The organism is Micromonospora sp. KC207, from assembly GCF_004348615.1.
Taxonomy (GTDB): domain Bacteria; phylum Actinomycetota; class Actinomycetes; order Mycobacteriales; family Micromonosporaceae; genus Micromonospora.
This window is the reverse complement of sequence record NZ_SMKJ01000052.1, coordinates 1-16,803: the sequence shown is the minus strand read 5'-3', so window position 1 is coordinate 16,803 and position 16,803 is coordinate 1. Positions and strand designations below refer to the sequence as shown.

The following is a 16,803-nucleotide window of genomic DNA, read 5'->3' as shown; positions in this document are numbered from 1 at the left end:
CGCACAGGCGGCGATCATGCGGCGCAGGACGTACTGCAGGATGCCGCCGTGGCGGTAGTAGTCGGCCTCGCCCGGGGTGTCGATCCGGACCACGGCGTCGAACTCGACGCCGGTGTCGGTGGTGACCTTCACCGTGCGCGGGGTCTCGCCGTCGTTCAGCGCGGTCACTCCGGTGATCGAGAAGGTCTCGGTGCCGGTGAGGCCGAGCGACTCGGCGGTGGCGTCGACCGGGAACTGCAACGGCAGGACGCCCATGCCGATCAGGTTCGACCGGTGGATGCGCTCGTACGACTCGGCGATGACCGCCTTCACACCGAGCAGCATGGTGCCCTTGGCCGCCCAGTCCCGCGACGAGCCGGAGCCGTACTCCTTGCCGGCCAGGATGACCAGCGGCACCCCCGCCTCCTGGTACGCGGTGGAGGCGTCGTAGATGGTGGTGTGCCCGCCGGTCAGGTGGTTGACCGTGAACCCGCCCTCCACACCCGGGACGAGCTGGTTGCGCAGCCGGATGTTGGCGAACGTGCCCCGGATCATCACCTCGTGGTTGCCCCGGCGCGAGCCGTACGAGTTGAACTCGTGGCGCGGCACGCCGTGCTCGGCGAGGTACGTGCCGGCGGGGGAGTCGGCCTTGATCGAGCCGGCCGGGGAGATGTGGTCGGTGGTGACCGAGTCGCCCAGCTTGGCCAGCACCCGGGCGTCGGTGATGTCCCGCACCGGCTGCGGCTCCTGCCGCATGCCCTCGAAGTACGGGGGCTTGCGGACGTAGGTGCTCTCGCCCTCCCAGGCGAACGTGTCGCCGGTCGGGGTCGGCAGCGACTGCCACCGCTCGTCGCCGGCGAACACGTCCGCGTACGCCGCGCTGAAGCCGGTCGCGCCGATCGCGCTGGCGATGACGTCCTGGATCTCGGCGCTGTTCGGCCAGATGTCGCGCAGGAAGACGGGGTTGCCCTCGCTGTCCTCGCCGATCGGCTCGTTGGCCAGGTCGATGTCCATCGTGCCGGCGAGCGCGTACGCGACCACCAGCGGCGGGGACGCCAGGTAGTTCATCTTGACGTCCGGGTTGATCCGGCCCTCGAAGTTCCGGTTGCCCGACAGCACCGAGACCACCGCGAGGTCGCCCTCGTTCACGGCGGCGGAGACCTCCTCCGGCAGCGGGCCGGAGTTGCCGATGCAGGTGGTGCAGCCGTAGCCGACCAGGTTGAAGCCGAGCTTGTCCAGGTAGGGCGTGAGGCCGGCGCGGTCGTAGTAGTCCATCACGACCTTGGAGCCAGGCGCGAGGGTGGTCTTTACCCACGGCTTGCGGGTCAGGCCCTTGTCGACCGCGTTGCGGGCCAGCAGGGCCGCCCCGATCATCACCTGCGGGTTGGAGGTGTTGGTGCAGGAGGTGATCGCGGCGATCACGACGGCACCGTGGTCCAGCTCGTACTCCACGCCGTCGGTGCCGGTGACCCGGACCGGGTTGCTGGCCCGGCCGCCCGAGCCCACGGCGGCGGCGACCAGGTCGCGCGGCTCGTCGGCCGGGTCGCTGAAGTCGTTGGCGGGCGGGTCGCTGGCCGGGAACGACTCGGCGCTGGCCTCGTCGGCCGGGCCGTTGGCGCCCTTGGGCAACTGCTCGCGGGCGACCCCGGTCCCGCTGGCGACCTTCGCGCCGGCGCCGTCGGTGACGTAGTCGGTCAGCGCCGAGCGGAACAGCGTCTTGGCGCTGCCCAGGGGCACCCGGTCCTGCGGGCGCTTCGGGCCGGCGAGGGACGGCTCGATGGTGCTCAGGTCGAGTTCGAGGCGCTCCGAGTAGTCCGGCTCGGCGGCCGGGTCGTGCCAGAGGCCCTGCTCCTTGGCGTACGCCTCGACGAGCGCGACCTGCTGCGGGTCGCGGCCGGTCAGCTCCAGGTAGCGGACGGTCTCGGCGTCGATCGGGAAGATCGCCACGGTGGAGCCGTACTCGGGGGACATGTTGCCGATGGTGGCCCGGTTGGCCAGCGGCACGGCGCTCACGCCGGGGCCGTAGAACTCGACGAACTTGCCGACCACGCCGTGCTTGCGCAGCATCTCGGTGATGGTGAGCACCAGGTCGGTGGCGGTGGTGCCGGCCGGCATCTCGCCGTGCAGCTTGAAGCCGACGACCCGCGGGATCAGCATGCTGACCGGCTGGCCGAGCATCGCGGCCTCGGCCTCGATGCCGCCGACGCCCCAGCCCAGCACGCCCAGGCCGTTGACCATCGTGGTGTGCGAGTCGGTGCCGACCACGGTGTCCGGGTACGCCTGGCCACCCCGCTGCATGATCGTGCGGGCCAGGTACTCGATGTTGACCTGGTGCACGATGCCGGTGCCCGGCGGGACGACCTTGAACTCGTTGAACGCGGTCTGGCCCCAGCGCAGGAACTGGTAGCGCTCCTTGTTGCGCTCGTACTCCAGCTCGACGTTGCGCTCGAAGGCGTCCGCGCGGCCGAACAGGTCGGCGATGACGGAGTGGTCGATGACCAGCTCGGCGGGGGCCAGCGGGTTGACCTTGGTGGCGTCGCCGCCGAGGTCGCGGACCGCCTCGCGCATGGTGGCCAGGTCGACCACGCACGGTACGCCGGTGAAGTCCTGCATCAGCACCCGCGCCGGGGTGAACTGGATCTCCACGCTCGGGTCGGCGGTCGCGTCCCAGCCGCCGAGCTGGCGGATGTGATCGGCGGTGATGTTCGCGCCGTCCTCGGTCCGCAGCAGGTTCTCCAGCAGGATCTTCAGGCTGTAGGGGAGCCGTTCGTGTCCCTCCACCTTGCTGATCTTGAAAATTTCGTAGCTCGCGTCTCCGACGCGTAGCTGGGTCTTCGCACCGAAGGTGTCGAGGCTCGCCACGTCGTACTCCTTCACACCAGCGACCGTGAGTAGTCCTGAGCAGTCTGTCGCACCGGCCGGGGCGACGCCCCGGTTAGGTGACACTTACTGGGTTCTCGTATCTAACAAAACCGTACGTCCGTCTTGCTATTCGCGCAACCTCGGGCCAGGCTTCGGGACGCGGTTGTGCGGCCACCCGGGTGGACGGGCCCCGGCGGCGAGGGGCCGGGGCCCCAGTGCCCGGGTAGGGTTCGAGGCCGGACCTGAAGGGGTGGGCCGTGGTCGACGTACAGCACTGGCTGACCGCGCTGCCCCCGGTCGCGGTCTATCTGATCGTCGCCGGGGTGATCGGCGTGGAGAGCATGGGTGTTCCACTGCCCGGCGAGATCGTGCTGGTCAGCTCCGCCCTGCTCGCCGCCACCGGGTTAGTGGAACCGGAGTGGGTGGCCACCGCCGCGGTGTTCGGCGCGATCGTCGGCGACTCGATCGGGTACGCGGTGGGCCGCCGGGGCGGCCGGCCGCTGCTCGCCCGGCTGGGCCGGCGCTTTCCGAAACACCTCGGCCCCGCGCAGCTCGCCCACGCCGAGCAGAGTTTCGTCCGGTACGGCGTGTGGGCGGTCTTCTTCGGCCGGTTCGTGGCGCTGCTGCGCATCCTCGCCGGCCCCCTCGCCGGCGCGCTGCACGTGCCGTACCGGCGGTTCCTACTGGCCAACGCGGCCGCCGGCCTGGTCTGGGCCTTCGGCACCACCTACCTGCTCTACACCGTGGGCCGGGCCGCCGAGCACTGGCTCAAGGACATCTCCTGGGCGGGGCTGGTCCTCGCCGTCCTCACCGGCCTGGCCAGCACCTGGTGGCTGCGGCGGCGGGTCCGCGCCCTGGAGCAGGCGGAGACGTTTGGCGAGGCCGAGCCGGTCGACGCGACCGCCGACCGCTGACCCGGCCGGATCAGTCGCCGGTCACGTCCCGGCCCACCGCGCACCCGGCCACCACCGGCGGTGAACGTCACCGTTTCCACGACCCGACGACCGCCGTAGGGCCGGTGAGCCGGCCGGCCTCGATCATCGGGTCATCGGGCCAGCAGGGGCGCGACCACGTCGATCCGGTTCGTCCAGACCCCACCCGTCCAGCCCGGCGGGAGCGCGTCGACGTCGTCCGGGTCGTCGAAGCCCTCCGAGAACTCGCCCGACCCGTTGACCAGGATCACCCGGGTGTCCGCCTTGCGCATCCGGGCGACGAACCGGTTCGGCCAGCCCCACAGCAGCCGCCCGTAGCGCTCGGGCAGGTGCAGTTGCCGATGGTGGCAGGCGTCGGGGACGTGCCCGGTCCATCCGCCCGCGAGGTACGGCACGAGGCAGTCCTGCATGATCTTTTTCGAGGTGACCCGGACGTCGGGCAGCCGGGCGGCGAACGCGGCCACCGCCAGGTCGCCGCCGTAGACGGTGAGAGTACGCCGCCGCTGCTCCGGCAGCCTCGCCAGGAGGTCGGCCAGCGCCTCGCCCTCGGCGGCCCGCTCGACCTTGAGGTGGAGCAGCAGTTCCCGGCCGGGAAACTCGGCCAGCACCTCCTCGACCGTCGGGAGCAGGCCGAACCCCCTGCCCCGGAACGGGAAGGTCTTCCCGCCGTCGCTGGTGTAGCCGTAGCCGAGGTCGAGCTCGCGCAGCTCGGCGAGAGTGTGGTCGCGGACCGCCCCGGTGCCGTCGGTGCGGCACTGCAACGTCGCGTCGTGGAAGACGGCCAGGTGGCCGTCCCGGGTGGCCTGCACGTCGAACTCCACCAGGTCGGCGCCCGCCGCGAACGCCGCCCGCATCGACGCGAGGGTGTTCTCCAGGTACGGGTGCTCGGGCGCGTGGATGCGCTCGGCGGTGCAGGTGTCGTTGGTGACGCCGGCCAGGTCGAAGGTCTGGGCCAGCCCGCGGTGCGCCAGCAGGAACGGCCGCCCCGGTGGCGGGTCGGCCAGTGTGGAGCTGTTGCCGACGTACAGGCCTGCGGCGGCCAGCAGCACGACGGCGAGCGCGGCTGCGAGCCGGCGTCGCCACCGTCGGCCGCGGTCCGGCCGGCTGCCGCCGGACCCGCTGTCACCCGGTCCGCCGCGCCCCGGTGCTGCCATCTCCCGTTCGGTCACCGGGGCAGCCTGCCAGCGGCACGGTCCACCCGGAAGCGGCGAAGGACGTAGCCGCCGTCGGCCTTTGGTACCTGGTGCTGCCGCCCGCCCGGCGCGGGTCGCGCCGGTCAGCGCCCGTCGGCCACGTCCCGGACGAGCAACGCGGCCTGGGTGCGGCTGCTGACCGCCAGCTTCGCCAGCAGGTTGCTGACGTGGGTCTTGACCGTGCGCTCGGTCAGCGTGAGCGCGCGGGCGATCTGCTGGTTCGCCATCCCGCGCCCGAGGAGGGACAGCACCTCCCGTTCCCGGGTAGTCAAGGTGGCCAGCCGCGCCTCCGCGTCCGGCGGTCGGCCCACGCCGGACCGTCCGGCCGCCGGCCACAGCGTCCCCGCCGCCGAAGCGCTGAGCGCGGTCACCCCGGCGTGCGCGCCGCGCACCGCCGCGGCGAGTTCAACCCCGGTCGCGTCCTTGAGCACGAAGCCGTCCGCGCCGGCCGCCAGTGCCCGGTGGATCTCCTCGGCGCGCCCGACGGTGGTGAGCATCAGCACCCGGGCGGCGCACGCCGGGTGCCGTTCGCGCAGCTGCCGTAGAATCCCGACGCCGTCGCAACCCGGCAGGTACAGGTCGAGCAGGACCACGTCCGCAGCGTTCGGCCGCCGGGCGAACAATTCGAGCAGCGCGGCTCCGTCCGGCAGCTCGGCCACGACTTCGATGTCCGGCTGGGCGCCGAGGATCAGGCTCATGCCCTCCCGGACCAGTGCCTGGTCGTCGACGACGGCGAGCCGGATCATCGGCCCATGATAAAGGCGAGGAGGCGGCATGATCTGGCGGCCCGGCGGCCACTGGCAGCGCACCGTCGACGTCGCCCTCGGTGTCGCCCTGGCCCCCCTCTTCCTGGTCTCCGGCACGGTGGTCTCGGCCCCGCTCGCCGTGGCCCAGCTGCTTCCCCTCGCCTGGCGGCGGCGCGCGCCCCAGACGGTGCTGGCCTTGGTCGGCGCCGCCACGGCGGCGCACACCCTGGCGGGCATGGCCCGGTCGATCGGCTTCCTGCCGGTGACGCTGGCCCTGTACGCGGCGGCGACCCACCGGTCACCGTGGATCCGCTGGGGGATGTGCGGCGCGGTCGCGGCGGTGGTCGCCGCCGCCAGCGCCCGCCGGCACGGGCTCGTCGAGGGCGGCCTGTTCGCCGCCGCCGTCTGCGTCGTCGCCTGGCTCGCCGGCGTCGAGCGGGGGGAGCACCTGCGTGAGCGCACCGCGTACGTCGCCGAGAACGCCCGGCTGCGCTGGGAGCAGACCCTCGCGCGGCAGGCCGCCGATGTCGCGACGGAGCGGGAACGGCTCAACCGCCGGTTGCACGACACCCTCGCGCACACCGTCACGGTCATGGTGGTGCAGGCCGAGGCGCTGCGGTCGACCGCCCCGCTGGCCCCGACCGACCTGACCCGCCTCGACCGGGTGCTGGCTGCAGGGCGGGTGGCGCTCGCGGACGTCCGCGCCGCCCTGGCCGACCAGCCCGAGCCGGACCCGGCCGCCACACTCGCCGACCGGCTCCGGGCGCTGCGCGAGGCCGGTCTCCGGCTGCCTTCGGCGCTGCCAGACGGGCTGGACGACCTGCCGGCGCCGGTGCGGGCGCTCGCCCACCGGCTGATCGGGGAGACCGCCACGAACGCGCTGCGCCACGACGGCGTCGGCAGCCGCCTGGACATCGCCGTGGACCGCGCCGACGACGTGCTGACGGTGGCCCTGACCAGCAGCGCCGGCCGTGACGTCGGTGGTGACGCCGGCGCGCCGGCCCCGCGTGGCCCGGCGGGCTTCGGCCTGCGCAGCCTCGCCCGGGACGTCACGGCGCACGGCGGTACGCTGCGACACGGCCGGTCCGACGGCTCCCGCTGGCGGGTCGTCGCCACCCTTCCGCTGAGCCCGCCGCCTGGCTGAGCCCGCCGCGCCGTCGCCGGCTCAGCCGGGACCGCTGTACGGCGTGGAGTCGACGGCGCCGGTGGCGGTGGCCTCCGCGTGCCGGTTGCGCAGCCGGGCCCGGATCTCCTCCGGGGTGTACGCCCGTCGCCGCCGCTCGGCGCGGGCGACGACCACCCCGGTCGCCGCGACACCCGCGAGACCGGCCAGCCCGAGCACCTTCCACCACCGCATCCGTCGCCGCATGCGCCTAGGGTAGACCCCCATGAGCGAGCAGAGCACCGGCGACGGGGTGACGGCATGAGCATCGGCCTGGACGAGGCCGTGGAGCTGACCCGCACCGGCGACGTGTGGGTGTTCCGTGGTCGCAGCGTGCCCGACCGCGCCATCCAGCTCACCACCAACAGCCCGGTCAACCACGTCGGCATGGCGGTGGTCCTGGACGACATGCCGCCGCTGATGTGGCACGCCGAACTGGGCCGGTCGCTGCCGGACATGTGGACCGGCACCCACCAGCGCGGAGTGCAGCTACACGACCTGCGGGACGCGGTCTGCGTCTGGGCCAACCGGTACGGCCAGCGGGCCTGGCTGCGCCAGCTCGAACCATCCGCCGACGCGGCGATGGAGCAGGCCGTGCTGCGCACCGTCGCCCGCCTCGACGGCACGCCGTTCCCGTCGACCGCCCAGCTTGCCTGGCGCTGGGCGCGGGGCCGGGTGCCGCAGGTGCGGCTCCCGGTGCCCCCGCCGGGGCGGCGGGAGCGGGGAGCCAGCCGGGCGGTGCTGCCGGGCGGGGCCGCGGTGCGGGACCGGGCACTGGAGACGGCGTACTGCGCCGAGGTGGTCGCGGTGACGTACGAGGCGATGGGCCTGTTGTCGGCGGGCCGCCGTCCGAACTGGTACGACCCGGGCCGGTTCTGGAGCGGCGACGACCTCGGGCTGACCGGCGGTGCCCAGCTCGGTGTCGAGATCGAGGTCCACATCCCGCCACGGTGAGCAGCGATCGCGGTGCGCGGTGCGACAGCTTCTCTTTCGCCCCCTCGGTGGTGTCGTTCGTCGGCGCGCCCCCGGACTGACAGGAGCGTGAGCTGGTCGTGGCACACGCTGTGATCGAAAACGTGCAGCCGGTCTCGGCGTTGCTCACCGGGGTCGCCGTGTGAGAGTTCCTGGACGGCCGAGGACGGCGGGTTCCGGGCGGGCGGTACCGTTACCCACTGCGGTGTACCGACGGGGGCCCGCCATCTGTACGGTGATCGCACCGCCTGACGGCGTCGCGGTGACCTGCGGATGTGCATGGCATCGACGAGAACCGGGGCTCATCGAACTGTTAGGACGGTTCAGTGATGCTCCGGCTCTTTCCGACCTTGCTGTTGATCGCTACGCTCGCCGGGCGGGACCGAGAGGAGGGACATGTCGGGCACACGTCGCGTGCGACCCACCTCCGGGGCCAGCACGGCCATCGCCAATTCGCCCTGGATCGTGGTCTCGGTCGGGGTGGTGGTGATGGTGGTGTTGCTGTTCGTGGCGCTCGGCACGTATCGCACCCGGGGTCCCGTCGGTGAGGCGTTTCCGGCCCCGGAATGGACGATGCCGCAGCCGACGATACCGCTGCCGACGCTGCCACCGACGGTGAGCCGGTCGGTGACGGAGTCGCCCGCGCCGGTGGTGCCGGGCCTGTCCCCGCGCTCGTCCCCGTCGCCCACCACCGCGCGGCCCACCAAGCCCGTTTCCAAACCGAGCGGTGGGAGTCGCTCCGCGTCCCCGCCGGCTTCGCCGGCCCAGCCGGCGCCGCCGGCCCCGCCGTTCACCGGCGCATACCGGGTGCTGGAGACCTTCGACGGGGCGTTCATCGGCGAGGTGCTGGTTCGTAACGTGTCCCGGTCGTCCCAGGGCTGGACGGTCCGGATGACCTTCCCGTACGCCAATCTGGTCACCGCCTGGATCGAGGGCGCTCCGCAGGGCCGGATCAGCCGCTCGGGCGACACCTGGACCTTCACCAGCGGCGTCGACCTGAACCCGGGGGCCTCGGTGCCGCTGAGGTTCCACTACGACCGAACCCGGGCGACCCGGCCGACGGCCTGCACCGTCGGTGTTGCGGGCTGCTCGGGCATCCGCTGAGCGAACCCTCGCGACCACCGGCCGGTGGCCGGGTCCTTTCCGCGCCGTGCGGACGCGCTTGCAAGATGATTGCTTTGTTGCGACTGGGTTTGCAAGGCATTGCAGAACGTTTCGGCAAGGGCTAGCGTGCGGGCCAATCACGACCAGAGGAAGGCCGTCGATGAAACCCCCGCCGATGTCCCGTAAGGCGATGCTCGCCTTGGTCTTCACCCTCACCTTCGCCCTCGTCGGCACCCCCGTCGCCGTGCGCCAGCTCGGTGGCGACGTCGCCGGGCGCGGCACCGGCGCCGACCCCCTCGCCGCCGGGGCGGTGCAGTGGCGCTCCGAGCCCTCCGCCGAGGCCCTGCTCTCCGCCGGTTCCGACGGCGCCAGGGCCGAGCAGTTCTACTTCGTCCTGCCGGACCGGTTCGCCAACGGCGACCCCCGCAACGACTCCGGCGGCCTGACCGGGGACCGGCTGGTTACCGGCCTCGATCCCACCGACAAGGGCTTCTACCACGGCGGCGACCTCAAGGGTGTCATCGACAGGCTCGACTACATCCAAGGGCTGGGCACGACGGCCATCTGGCTCGCCCCGGTCTTCAAGAACCGGCCCGTGCAGGGCACCGGCGAGGACGTCTCCGCCGGCTACCACGGGTACTGGATCACCGACTTCACCCAGGTCGACCCGCACTTCGGCACCAATGGGGAGCTGAAGAGGCTGGTCAGGCTCTCGCACCAGCGGGGTATCAAGGTCTATCTCGACGTCATCGTCAACCACACCGCCGACGTCATCAAGTACGCCGAGGACAAGTACGCGTACATCGACAAGAAGACCGCGCCGTACACCGACGCGCAGGGGCGGGCCTTCGACGACCGCAACTACGCCGACGGCACCCGCGAGTTCCCGACGGTGAACGCCGACTCCTTTCCGTACACCCCGACCTTCGACAGCCCCGCCGACGCGAAGGTGAAGGTCCCGGCGTGGCTCAACGACGCCACCATGTACCACAACCGGGGCGACTCGACCTTCGCCGGCGAGAACAGCGAGTACGGCGACTTCTTCGGCCTGGACGACCTGTGGACCGAGCGACCCGAGGTGGTCGAGGGCCTCACCAAGGTCTACGGCGACTGGATCGGCGCCACCGGCGTCGACGGGTTCCGGCTCGACACCGTCAAGCACGCCAATCTGGAGTTCTGGCCGCAGTTCAGCCGGGGCATCGAGCGGGCGGCGGAGGCCGCCGGCAAGAAGGACTTCTTCATGTTCGGTGAGGTCTACAGCGCCGACCCGGAGATCACCTCCAACTACGTGCGGCGCGGCGGCCTGCCGGCCACCCTCGACTTCGCCTTCCAGGAGGCCGCACGCGGCTACACCGCCGCCGGCGGTTCCGCGAAGGCGCTCGCCGACGTGTACGCCCGCGACGACCTGTACGCCTCCCGGGACACCGACGCCAACCGGCTGACCACCTTCCTCGGCAACCACGACATGGGCCGGATCGGCGCGTTCATCGCCGCCTCCGGCGGGGACGACGCCGCGCAGCTGCGCCGCGCCAAGCTCGCCCACCAGCTGATGTTCCTCACCCGGGGGCAGCCGGTGGTGTACTCCGGCGACGAGCAGGGCTTCACCGGCCCCGGCGGCGACAAGGACGCCCGGCAGGACATGTTCGCCTCGCGTACGCCCGACTACCTCGACGACGACCTGATCGGCACCGACCGCACCCACGCCGCCGACCAGTACGACCCGACGCACCCGCTGTACCGCACCATCGCCGAGCTGGGCGCGCTGCGCCAGGCCCATCCGGCGCTGCGCGACGGCGTCCAGGTCACCCGGTACGCCTCCGACGGCCCCGGCGTCTTCGCGTTCTCCCGCGTCGACCCTCGCCAGCGTGTCGAGTACGTCGTCGCCGTGAACAACGCCGCCACCGCGCAGACCGCCACCGTGGACACCTGGTCGGCCGGCACCGGGTTCGCCGGGATACACGGCGCCACCGACACGCCGAGCGCCGGGGCGGACGGCAGGCTGACCGTCACCGTGCCGGCGCTGTCCGCCGTGGTGTACCGGGCCGCCAGGGCCATCCCGCAAGCCGCCGCGAAGCCGGCGATCGCCATCATCGCCCCTGCCCCGGACGCGCCGGTGGCCACCCGGGCCGCCGTCACCGTCCAGGTCACCGGCGACCCGCTGGCCACCGTCACCGTCGCCGCCCGGGTCGCCGGCGGCCGGTGGACGCTGCTGGGCAGCGCCCACTCCGCACCGTACACAGTGCACCACGACCTGACCGGGCTGGCCGGTGGGACGAAGGTCGAGTACAAGGCGGTCGTCCGCGACGGCCGGGGGCGCGTCGCCGGCACCCGGTCCACCGCCACCGTCGGCACCCCCGCCCAGAGTGCCTCGCGGGACTGGTTGGTGGTGCACTACCAGCGCCCGGCCGGCGGGTACGACGACTGGGGCCTGTACGCCTGGGGCGACATCGACCCCGCGTACGCCACCGAGTGGCCCAAGGGACAGCCGTTCGCGGGCGAGGACTCCTTCGGCCGGTTCGCCTGGGTGAGGCTCAAGCCCGGCGCGAAGTCCGTCGGGTTCCTCGTGGTCGACTCCGCCGGCAACAAGGACGTCGCCGCCGACCGGACCGTCGACGTCGCGGCGACCGGCGAGGTCTGGGTGAAGCAGGGCGACGCCGCTCTCTACCCGACCCGGCAGGCCGCCACCGGCGAGCCGGAGCCGCCCGTCGACGAGAACACCGCGCTGATCCACTACCGCCGCGCCGACAACAACTACGACGGCTGGGGCCTGCACCTGTGGGACGGCGCGGCCAACCCCACCGAGTGGTCCAGCCCGCTGCGACCGGAGAAGGTCGACGCCTTCGGCGCGGTCTTCCGGGTGCCGCTGGCCGCCGGGGCGACCGGCCTGAGCTACATCATCCACCACGGCGACACCAAGGACCTGCCGGAAGACCAGCGGCTGGACTTCGCCACCGCCGGGCGTCAGGTGTGGCTGCTCGCCGCCACGCCGGGCCGGCTGCTGCCGGCTACCTCGTCCGGGGTATCCAGGGACGTGGACATCACCAAGCAGCGGGCGCAGTGGATCGACCGGTCCACCGTCGCCTGGCAGACTCCCGACACCGACGGCAGGACGTACGCGCTGGTGTCCGCCCCGGCCGGCGGGCTGACCATCGCGGACGGGGAGCTGTCCGGGACGTACACCTCGCTGCCGCTGCGGGCGCAGCGCAACGGGCTCACCGAGGCCCAGCGCGCGCGGTTCCCGCACCTGTGGGCGCACCGGGCCTTCGCCCTCGACCGGGGCGACCTGGCGAGCGTGCCGGCGGCGCTGCGCGGGCAGCTCGTGGTGACCGAGCGGGACGCGGCCGGCGCGCTGCTCGGCGCGACCGGGGTGCAGATTCCCGGCGTGCTCGACGACGTGTACGCCGCCGCGACCGGCGCGCGGCTCGGCCCCACCTTCGCCGGCCGGGTGCCCACCCTGTCGGTCTGGGCGCCCACCGCCCAGACGGTGGCGCTGGAACTGTCCGACACCCCGACCGCCGCGCCGCGGGTCGTGGCGATGCGCCGCGACGACCGCACCGGCGTGTGGACGGTGCGCGGCGAGCGTGGCTGGACCGGCAAGTACTACCGGTACCGGGTGTCCGCGTGGCAGCCGGCGGCGCAGCGGGTGGTCACCACCTCGGTGACCGACCCGTACTCGGTTGCCCTCGCCCCGGACTCCACGCACAGCCAGATCGTCGACCTGGCCGACCCGGCCCTCGCGCCGGCCGGCTGGGCGAGCCTGCGCAAGCCGGCGGCCGTGCCCCCGGCGCAGGCGCAGATCCAGGAGGTCTCCGTCCGGGACTTCTCCAGCGCCGACACCACCGTGCCGGCGCAGCAGCGGGGAACCTACCTCGCCTTCACCGACCCGGACACGGCCGGCATGAGGCACCTACGGTCGCTCGGCGACGCCGGGGTCGACTATCTGCACCTGCTGCCGGCGTTCGACTTCGCCACCATCCCCGAACGCCGGGCCGACCAGAAGCAGCCGGCCTGCGACCTGGCGAAGCTGCCCCCCGACTCCGACGAGCAGCAGAAGTGCGTCGCGGCGGTGGCCGAAACCGACGGCTACAACTGGGGGTACGACCCGCTGCACTACACCGTGCCGGAGGGCGGCTACGCCGTCGACCCGGCCGGGGCGCGGCGTACCACCGAGTTCCGGCAGATGGTGGCCGGCGTCAACGGCGCCGGGCTGCGCGTGGTGATGGACGTCGTCTACAACCACACCTCGGCCGCAGGCGTCGACCCGAAGTCGGTGCTCGACCAGATCGTGCCCGGCTACTACCACCGGTTGCTCGACGACGGCGCCGTCGCCAACTCGACCTGCTGCGCCAACACCGCCCCCGAGCACGCCATGATGGGCAAGCTGGTGGTGGACTCCCTGGTCACCTGGGCCCGGATGTACAAGGTGGACGGCTTCCGGTTCGACCTGATGGGCCACCACCCGAAGGCGAACATCCTGGCCGTGCGCAAGGCGCTCGACGAGCTGACCGTCGCCCGCGACGGCGTGGACGGGAAGAAGATCCTGCTCTACGGCGAGGGCTGGAACTTCGGCGAGGTCGCCGACGACGCCCGGTTCGTGCAGGCCACGCAGGCCAACATGGCCGGCACCGGGATCGGCACCTTCAACGACCGGCTGCGCGACGCGGTGCGCGGGGGCGGGCCGTTCGACGCCAACCCCCGGGTGCAGGGCTTCGCCTCCGGCCTCTTCACCGACCCCAACGGCGACCCGGTGAACGGCTCGGCCGCCGAGCAGAAGGCCCGGCTGCTGCACGCCCACGACCTGATCAAGGTCGGGCTGGCCGGCAACCTGCGCGGGTACCGGTTCACCGACTCGTCGGGGCGGCGGGTGACCGGCGCGCAGGTCGACTACAACGGCTCGCCGGCCGGCTACACCGCCGCGCCGGGGGAGGCGGTCACCTACGTCGACGCGCACGACAACGAGATCCTGTACGACGCGCTGGCGTACAAGCTCCCGCAGGCCACCTCGGCGGCGGACCGGGCTCGGATGCAGGTGCTCGCCCTCGCCACGGTGGTGATGGGGCAGGGGACCGGTTTCGTGACGGCCGGCTCGGAGCGGCTGCGGTCGAAGTCGCTGGACCGCAACTCGTACAACTCCGGCGACTGGTTCAACCAGATCCGCTGGGACTGCGCCCAGGGCAACGGCTTTGGCGCCGGCCTGCCGCCAGAGCAGGACAACCGGGACAAGTGGCCGTACGCCAAGCCGCTGCTGGCCGATCCGGCGCTGGTTCCGGACTGCACGGCGATCAACCTGGCCGACGCCCGGTACCGGGAGCTGCTGAAGATCCGGGGCTCCTCGCCGGTCTTCGGGTTGACCACGGCGGAGCAGGTGCAGAAGCGGGTCGCCTTCCCGCTCTCCGGCGCGGGGGAGACCCCCGGTGTGCTCACCATGACGCTGGACGGCCGGGGCCTCGACGAGCGGTGGACGTCGGTGACGGTGGTCTTCAACGCCACCGGCGAGACGGCGTGGCAGCGGCTGACCGGGCTGCGCGGGGCGGACGTCGCGCTGCATCCGGTGCTGCGGGCCTCGGCGGACGAGGCGCTGCGGACGGCGTCCTTCGACCGGGCCAGCGGCACGTTCACCGTGCCGGCCCGCAGTGTGGCGGTCTTCGTCCAACGGTAGGTGTCACACGTGTCCGGCCCCCTCCCGCCGAGCGGAAGGGGGCCGGGCCGTCCTTTGTGTCAGCCGATGCCCTGTCTTCAGTTGGCGCAGCCGGTGACGTTGGTGCAGTTGCGGGGTTCGTTCTTCTTGATGATGGTCTTGTCGTCGAGGTTGACGGTGGCGTTGTTGGCGTTGAAGATGCCGCCCGCGCCGGCGGTTTCGGCGGCGAAGTTGCCGACGATCTTGCTGTGGCGGATGGTGAGGACGGCGTTGTTGTCGTTGTAGATGGCGCCGCCCTGTTCGGCGTGGTTGCCCTTGAACTCGCTGTCGTAGAGGTTCAGGGCGCCGCCGTTGAACAGGCCGCCGCCGTTGTCGCCGGCGGTGTTGTCGGCGAAGACGGCGTGCCTGATGGTGGCGATGTTGGTGCTGTTGTTGAAGACGCCGCCGCCGTCGTCGGTGGCCTTGTTCTCGGCGATGACGACGTACTCCAGCAGCATGGTGGAGTTGCCGTCGTTGTGGATGCCGCCGCCGTCGTCGCAGGCGGTGTTGTGGGCGATCTTGGTGCGGGTGACGGTGAGGTGGGCGTCGTCGTCGCTGTGGATGCCGCCGCCGTCGTTGCTGGCCTTGTTGTTGGTGATCTGGCTGTAGGTGATGGTGGCGATGCCGTCGGCCTCGTTGGCGATGCCGCCGCCGTTGCCGCTGACCGCGCTGTTGCCGGTGGCGGTGTTGTTGTCGATGCGGGTGTCGTGGACGGTCAGTTCGCCTTCGTTGTAGATGGCGCCGCCGTTGCCGCCGTTGCCGACGCCGCGGGCGTGGTTGTTGGCGAGGATGCTCTTGTCGATCTCGACCTTGCCGAAGTTGGCGATGGCGCCGCCGTTGCCTTCGGTGCCGACGCCGGTGGCCCGGTTGTCGATCAGCTTGGTGTGCTTCAGGGTGGCCTCGCCGCCCTCCTGCACCAGCAGGGCCCCGCCGTTGGCGCCGCTTGGCGGCGGCGGGGGCGCGGTGATCTGGCCGCCCTTGAGGGTGAGGTCCTTCAGCGTCAGATCGCCGCCGGAGGCGACGGTGAAGAACCGGAACAACTCGCTGCCGTCGTGGAACAACGTCGAGTTGTTGCCCAGGATCGTGATGCGCTGGTCGATGACGGGGAAGGCGTTGTTGTCGGTCTGCTCGTTGAACTTGTACGTGCAGTCCTTGGCCAGCTTGAACACCCCGCCGTTGTCCTCGTTGGCCCTGTTCACCGCCTCGACCAGCACGTCGGTGTCACACGGCAGTTCCTTGGCGTCCTTGCCGTCCTCGTCCTTGCCGTCGCGACCGTCCCGACCGTCCCGACCGTCCCGACCGTCGCGGCCCTCCCGGCCCTCCCGGCCGTCCCGGCCGTCCTTGCCCTGCCAGTCCTTGCTGTCCTTGCCCTGCCAGTCCTTGTTCTGCCAGTCGTCCTGGCCACCGCGGGCGTCCTGGCCACCGCGGGCGTCCTGCCCCTCCTGGCCCTTGCCGGTTTCGCCCGCACGGTCGTCGCGACCGGCGGCGTCGTCCTTGGTGACCTGCTCGGCCGTGGACCACTTCAGGTCGGCGAGACGGTCGACCCCGACGGCGCCCGCGCTGCTCGCGGCGGCGACGCCGGCGAGGCTGACCACGCCGGTCAGCCCGGCGACGCCGGTGGCGAGCCACAGCTTGCGCCGGCTCTTCGGCGCGGTGTTCTCGGCGTTCTTGCGAAGGTAGTTGGACATCGGAGCTCTCTGCTCTCTCCTCGTACCAGACAGGGCTGCTCCGCCACCGCGGGCTGCCCTGGCTACAAATCGGTTGTAGCTACTGAGGCCCACCATATGAGAATCTTTTTCTCTTCAAGGCCATATCCGAAAGGAACCCACGTTAGGGGTATTCCGGGTCAAGGTGGGACGGTCCGGACGGCGAGGAGCGAGGTCCACAGTCGTGCCGAACCGGGGGCCTGCGTCACGAGCCGCCTCGACCGGCCCGGAACCCCACCACGGGCTGGCACCTTTCCGACCCCGATCGCCGGCGGACCGCCGCCCGCACGGAAGGGATCCCCTCCCTCGTGCCCGGGGAAGGGATCCCTTCGCTATGTGGTGGTTCAGTTGGCGCAGCCGGTGACGTTGGTGCAGTTGCGGGGTTCGTTCTTCTTGATGATGGTCTTGTCGTCGAGGTTGACGGTGGCGTTGTTGGCGTTGAAGATGCCGCCCGCGCCGGCGGTTTCGGC

The 16,803-nt window shown here is 72.0% G+C and carries 10 protein-coding genes and 1 pseudogene; 5 read left to right on the top strand and 6 right to left on the bottom strand.

Annotation, left to right across the window (positions count from 1 at the left end):
- Positions 1-9: 9 nt before the first annotated feature.
- A pseudogene (locus E1258_RS09380) lies at positions 10-2,856 on the bottom strand (aconitate hydratase); the annotation flags it as partial.
- A 242-nt stretch (positions 2,857-3,098) separates the two neighbouring features.
- On the opposite strand from E1258_RS09380, the gene E1258_RS09375 reads away from it, so the two are divergent.
- Entirely contained in the window at positions 3,099-3,755 is a 657-nt protein-coding gene (locus E1258_RS09375; protein ID WP_132398746.1) for a DedA family protein, read from the top strand.
- 131 nt (positions 3,756-3,886) lie between these two features.
- Here the strand turns inward: E1258_RS09375 and E1258_RS09370 are convergent, their stop codons facing one another.
- Entirely contained in the window at positions 3,887-4,942 is a 1,056-nt protein-coding gene (locus E1258_RS09370) for a glycerophosphodiester phosphodiesterase family protein (RefSeq protein WP_243715302.1), read from the bottom strand.
- Between the two features lie 107 nt (positions 4,943-5,049).
- Entirely contained in the window at positions 5,050-5,712 is a 663-nt protein-coding gene (locus E1258_RS09365; protein ID WP_132398744.1) for a response regulator transcription factor, read from the bottom strand.
- 28 nt (positions 5,713-5,740) lie between these two features.
- On the opposite strand from E1258_RS09365, the gene E1258_RS09360 reads away from it, so the two are divergent.
- Complete coding sequence (locus tag E1258_RS09360) at positions 5,741-6,856, top strand: sensor histidine kinase (protein ID WP_132398742.1); 1,116 nt, start codon at positions 5,741-5,743, stop codon at positions 6,854-6,856.
- Positions 6,857-6,877: 21 nt separating this feature from the next.
- On the opposite strand, the gene E1258_RS09355 is transcribed toward E1258_RS09360, so the two are convergent.
- Entirely contained in the window at positions 6,878-7,081 is a 204-nt protein-coding gene (locus tag E1258_RS09355; RefSeq protein ID WP_243715300.1) for a hypothetical protein, read from the bottom strand.
- A gap of 54 nt (positions 7,082-7,135) precedes the next feature.
- On the opposite strand from E1258_RS09355, the gene E1258_RS09350 reads away from it, so the two are divergent.
- Positions 7,136-7,828 (top strand): hypothetical protein, encoded by a 693-nt coding sequence (locus tag E1258_RS09350; protein ID WP_132398738.1) that lies wholly within the window; start codon positions 7,136-7,138, stop codon positions 7,826-7,828.
- Between the two features lie 341 nt (positions 7,829-8,169).
- Here the strand turns inward: E1258_RS09350 and E1258_RS34535 are convergent, their stop codons facing one another.
- Positions 8,170-8,682 (bottom strand): hypothetical protein, encoded by a 513-nt coding sequence (locus E1258_RS34535; RefSeq protein WP_243715299.1) that lies wholly within the window; start codon positions 8,680-8,682, stop codon positions 8,170-8,172.
- Here E1258_RS34535 and E1258_RS34530 point away from each other — a divergent pair.
- Positions 8,654-8,950 carry a cellulose-binding domain-containing protein gene (locus tag E1258_RS34530; RefSeq protein WP_243715298.1) on the top strand — a complete coding sequence of 99 codons (297 nt, stop codon included), beginning with the start codon at positions 8,654-8,656 and terminating at the stop codon, positions 8,948-8,950. The genes E1258_RS34535 and E1258_RS34530 overlap by 29 nt on opposite strands.
- A 160-nt stretch (positions 8,951-9,110) precedes the next feature.
- Positions 9,111-14,609, top strand: coding sequence for a pullulanase-type alpha-1,6-glucosidase (gene pulA / locus E1258_RS09335; protein ID WP_132398734.1), 5,499 nt, complete (start codon positions 9,111-9,113; stop codon positions 14,607-14,609).
- Positions 14,610-14,686: 77 nt separating this feature from the next.
- Here the strand turns inward: pulA and E1258_RS09330 are convergent, their stop codons facing one another.
- Positions 14,687-16,315: a hypothetical protein gene (locus E1258_RS09330; RefSeq protein WP_243715297.1), complete on the bottom strand. Its 1,629-nt coding sequence runs from the start codon at positions 16,313-16,315 to the stop codon at positions 14,687-14,689.
- Positions 16,316-16,803: the final 488 nt, after the last annotated feature.

What these genes read in the sequence shown, in the direction of transcription:
- E1258_RS09360 (WP_132398742.1), top strand. Translation starts at nt 5,741, where the DNA reads ATGATCTGGCGGCCCGGCGGCCACTGGCAGCGCACCGTCGACGTCGCC.
- E1258_RS34535 (WP_243715299.1), bottom strand. Translation starts at nt 8,682, where the DNA reads ATGAACGCCCCGTCGAAGGTCTCCAGCACCCGGTATGCGCCGGTGAAC.
- E1258_RS09355 (WP_243715300.1), bottom strand. Translation starts at nt 7,081, where the DNA reads ATGCGGCGACGGATGCGGTGGTGGAAGGTGCTCGGGCTGGCCGGTCTC.
- E1258_RS09330 (WP_243715297.1), bottom strand. Translation starts at nt 16,315, where the DNA reads ATGTCCAACTACCTTCGCAAGAACGCCGAGAACACCGCGCCGAAGAGC.
- E1258_RS09350 (WP_132398738.1), top strand. Translation starts at nt 7,136, where the DNA reads ATGAGCATCGGCCTGGACGAGGCCGTGGAGCTGACCCGCACCGGCGAC.
- pulA (WP_132398734.1), top strand. Translation starts at nt 9,111, where the DNA reads ATGAAACCCCCGCCGATGTCCCGTAAGGCGATGCTCGCCTTGGTCTTC.
- E1258_RS09365 (WP_132398744.1), bottom strand. Translation starts at nt 5,712, where the DNA reads ATGATCCGGCTCGCCGTCGTCGACGACCAGGCACTGGTCCGGGAGGGC.